The 3676-nt window shown below is 75.4% G+C and carries 3 protein-coding genes; 2 read left to right on the top strand and 1 reads right to left on the bottom strand.

Annotated elements, in window-relative coordinates; translation table 11 throughout:
• Window positions 1-815: PucR family transcriptional regulator ligand-binding domain-containing protein (locus ACFWUQ_RS31295; RefSeq protein ID WP_384544775.1), on the bottom strand; the 815-nt coding region annotated here is incomplete at its 3' end.
• Window positions 816-931: 116 nt separating this feature from the next.
• Here ACFWUQ_RS31295 and speB point away from each other — a divergent pair.
• Both speB and ACFWUQ_RS31285 read left to right on the top strand, forming a co-directional pair.
• A complete protein-coding gene (gene speB / locus ACFWUQ_RS31290) occupies window positions 932-1900 on the top strand; it encodes an agmatinase (protein ID WP_384544773.1) in 969 nt (322 codons plus the stop codon).
• Window positions 1901-1904: 4 nt separating this feature from the next.
• The gene (locus tag ACFWUQ_RS31285) at window positions 1905-3587 is read left to right on the top strand and encodes a thiamine pyrophosphate-binding protein (protein ID WP_384544771.1); all 1683 of its coding nucleotides are present in this window, start codon (window positions 1905-1907) and stop codon (window positions 3585-3587) included.
• Window positions 3588-3676 lie beyond the last annotated feature (89 nt).

Genomic DNA, 3676 nt, shown 5'->3' with positions numbered 1-3676 from the left:
GGGCCGGTTCTCCGGGGACCCGGCGCCGGCGAGCCGGCCGGGCCGACCGCCGCAGGCGCCGCGGAAGCCCCCGGCGCCCCCGGATCGGCCGCCGGGGACGGGGTGCGGGAGAGCGCGTAGGCCGTCAGGTGCCAGCCGCCGGTCTGGTCGGTGGCCGTCGCCGGTCCGACGGGCCGGCCGACCCGGGCCAGCAGGGCGGCCAGCGCCCCGGCCACCGGTTCGGGCAGCGGCGCGCCCGCCGACCGGCCGTCCGGGGACAGCTCGACCCGGCCGCCCAGGGTCGAGGCCAGCCGCGCCACCACCGCCGCGACCGGATCCGGCCGGGCGGCCGCCGCGGCGAGCGACTGCTGCGCCTCGGTGACCCGGCGCAGCTCCCGCGTACGGGCCTCGGCCATCAGCCGCCAGACCGTACGGGCCACCGCCGTGAACGGGGTCCCGGGCGGTACCTCCAGCAGCGCGAGCCCGTGCCGCGCGCACGCCGCGACCAGCGCCGCAGGCACCTCCTCGTGCACCGGGGCCACGCCGAAGCCGAGCGCGGCCACCCCGGCCCCGGCGAGCCGCGCCACGTACCCCGCGGCCTCCGCATCCACGGCCGCCCCGGCCGGCGCCGCCCCGGCGGTCAGCAGCAGCTCCCCGCCCAGCAGGTACGGCGTCGGGTCCGCCATCTCCGAGGCGTGCACCCCGTGCACCTCAGCCTCCGCCGGCCCGGCCAGCAGCCGCAGCCCGAGCTCCCGGTCGGCCAGCAGCGCACCCAGCGCCACCGGCGCCACCGGCGGCGCGGCGGGTCCCGCCTCGGAGGGGATCGGGGCTCGCATGGATGCTCCGTACAGTTCGAGAGGGCGGTGTGGATAAAACGTACACTTCGCGGCTCCCGGCCACCCGCTTACGCTCGAAGGACCGCACCCGCAGGACCTTCAGAAGGGCACCCCTCATGAGCACGCAGCCGCGCGGACCCGTCGACTCCTCCCGCATCCCGCGCTACGCGGGCCCGGCGACCTTCGCCCGGCTGCCCCGCCTCGACGAGGTCGGCTCCGCCGACGTCGCCGTCGTCGGCGTCCCCTTCGACTCCGGTGTCTCGTACCGCCCCGGCGCCCGCTTCGGCGGCAACGCGATCCGCGAGGCGTCGCGGCTGCTGCGCCCGTACAACCCGGCCCAGGACGCCTCCCCCTTCGCCCTGGCGCAGGTCGCGGACGCCGGTGACATCGCGGTGAACCCCTTCAACATCAACGAGGCCGTCGACACGGTCGAGGCCGCCGCCGACGAGCTGCTCGGCGCCGGCTCCCGCCTGATGACCCTCGGCGGCGACCACACCATCGCCCTCCCGCTGCTGCGCTCCGTCGCGAAGAAGCACGGCCCGGTCGCCCTGCTGCACTTCGACGCGCACCTGGACACCTGGGACACCTACTTCGGCGCCGAGTACACCCACGGCACCCCGTTCCGCCGCGCCGTCGAGGAGGGCATCCTCGACACCGAGGCGCTCTCGCACGTCGGCACGCGCGGCCCGCTGTACGGCAAGCAGGACCTGACCGACGACGCCAAGATGGGCTTCGGCATCGTCACCTCGGCCGACGTCTACCGGCGCGGCGCCGACGAGGTCGCCGACCAGCTGCGCCAGCGCATCGGCGACCGCCCGCTGTACATCTCGATCGACATCGACGTGCTCGACCCGGCGCACGCCCCCGGCACGGGCACCCCGGAGGCCGGCGGCATGACCTCCCGCGAGCTGCTGGAGATCATCCGCGGCCTGTCGTCCTGCAATCTCGTTTCCGCCGACGTCGTCGAGGTCGCCCCGGCGTACGATCACGCGGAGATCACCTCGGTCGCGGCCTCGCACACCGCGTACGAACTGACCACGATCATGAGCCGGCAGATCGCTGCGGCGAAGGCGAAGGGCAACTGAGCACGTGACGCACGACCACGACCTGGTACTCCGTCCCACCGAGGCCCAGACGGCGGCCGCCCTCGCGCCGCCGCCGGGGCGGACGGGCGGGGACCTGGTCGTGGAGACGCTGCGTTCGCTGGGCGCGACCACCGTGTTCGGGCTGCCCGGCCAGCACGCGCTGGGGCTCTTCGACGCGGTGGGCCGCTCCGACCTGCGGCTCATCGGGCTCCGCACGGAGAACAACGCCGCCTTCGCGGCCGACGCGTACGGCCGGATCACGGGCGAGGCCGTACCGCTGCTGCTGTCCACCGGCCCGGGCGCCCTGATGGCGCTGCCCGCCCTGGCCGAGGCGGCCGCCGCGTCGGCGCCGGTACTCGCCCTGTCCTCCCAGGTACCCGTCGCGGGCCTGGGCGGCGGCCGTCGCGGGTACCTGCACGAGCTGCGCGACCAGTCCGCGTCCTTCCGGGACGTGGTCAAGTCCGTCCACGTGGCCCGCACCCCGTCCCAGATCCCCACGGTCGTCGCCCAGGCCTGGGAGTCCGCGCTCACCGCCCCGCACGGCCCGGTCTGGGTCGAGATCCCCGAGGACGTGCTGCGGGAGCCGACGATCGTCCCGCCCGTCACCGGCATGGACGCGACCCCGCACGAGCTCGCGCCGAGGCCCGAACTGACGGCGGTGGCGGCGCACTGGCTGTCCCACGCCGAGCGCCCGGTGATCATCGCGGGCGGCGGTGTGGTCCGCGCGGACGCGGCGGGCAAGCTCAAGCAGCTGGCAGAGCGCCTGAACGCCCCGGTGGTGACCACCTTCGGCGGCAAGGGCGCCTTCCCGTGGAACCACCCCCTCTCCCTCCAGTCCTGGCTGGAGGACCGCCATATGACGGACTTCCTGGAGGACGCGGACGTCCTGCTGGTCGTCGGCTCGGGGCTGGGCGAGCTGTCCTCGAACTACCACACCTTCCTTCCCGCCGGCCGGGTCGTCCAGATCGAGGCCGACCTCGGCAAGCTGGAGTCCAACCACCCCGGCCTGGGCATCCACGCCGACGCCCGCCTCGGGCTCCAGGCCCTGCTGGAGACGGTGTCCGAGCGCGAGGACCCCGCGGCGCCGGAGCGGGTGAAGCTGCTGCTGGCGGACATCGCGGCCCGCCTGGCCGGACAGGACGTGGCCCTGGAGCAGGAACTGCTGGCCTCGATCCGCGCGGCGCTGCCCGCCCGCTCGCCGTCCTTCTGGGACATGACGATCCTCGGCTACTGGGCCTGGTCGGCCTTCGACGCCAAGCACCCGAACACCATGCACTCGGCCCAGGGCGCGGGCGGGCTCGGCTACGCCTTCCCGGCCGCACTGGGCGCGTGCGTCGCGGAGCCGGGCACCCCCGTGCTGGCCGTCTCGGGCGACGGCGGCGCGATGTACTCCCTCGCGGACCTGGCCACGGCCCGCCAGCACGACCTCGACGTCACCTGGCTGATCGTGGACGACGGGGGCTACGGCATCCTGCGCGCGTACATGACGGACTCCTTCGGCCGTACGACGGGCACCGAACTCACCCGCCCCGACTTCGTCGCCCTGGCCGCCTCCTTCGGCGTCCCGGCGGCCGCCACCACCCCGGCCACCCTCCGCGAGGACCTCGCCGCCGCCCTCGCCACCCCGGGCCCCTCCCTCCTCGTCCTGCACACCACCCTCAAGATGTTCGCCCCGACGCACCTCTAGTGCCGTGGCCGGAAAGGTTCACCGGGTCGCGGCGCCCGGCACGGCACCTCGCGGCGTTGGCGGACCACGGCGGTACGTCCAGTACGAGC

Source organism: Streptomyces sp. NPDC058662 (assembly GCF_042716255.1).
In the GTDB taxonomy this organism is placed as follows: Bacteria; Actinomycetota; Actinomycetes; order Streptomycetales; family Streptomycetaceae; genus Streptomyces.
The sequence above is the reverse complement of the archived record's forward strand: the minus strand, read 5'-3'. Positions and strand labels throughout refer to the sequence as shown.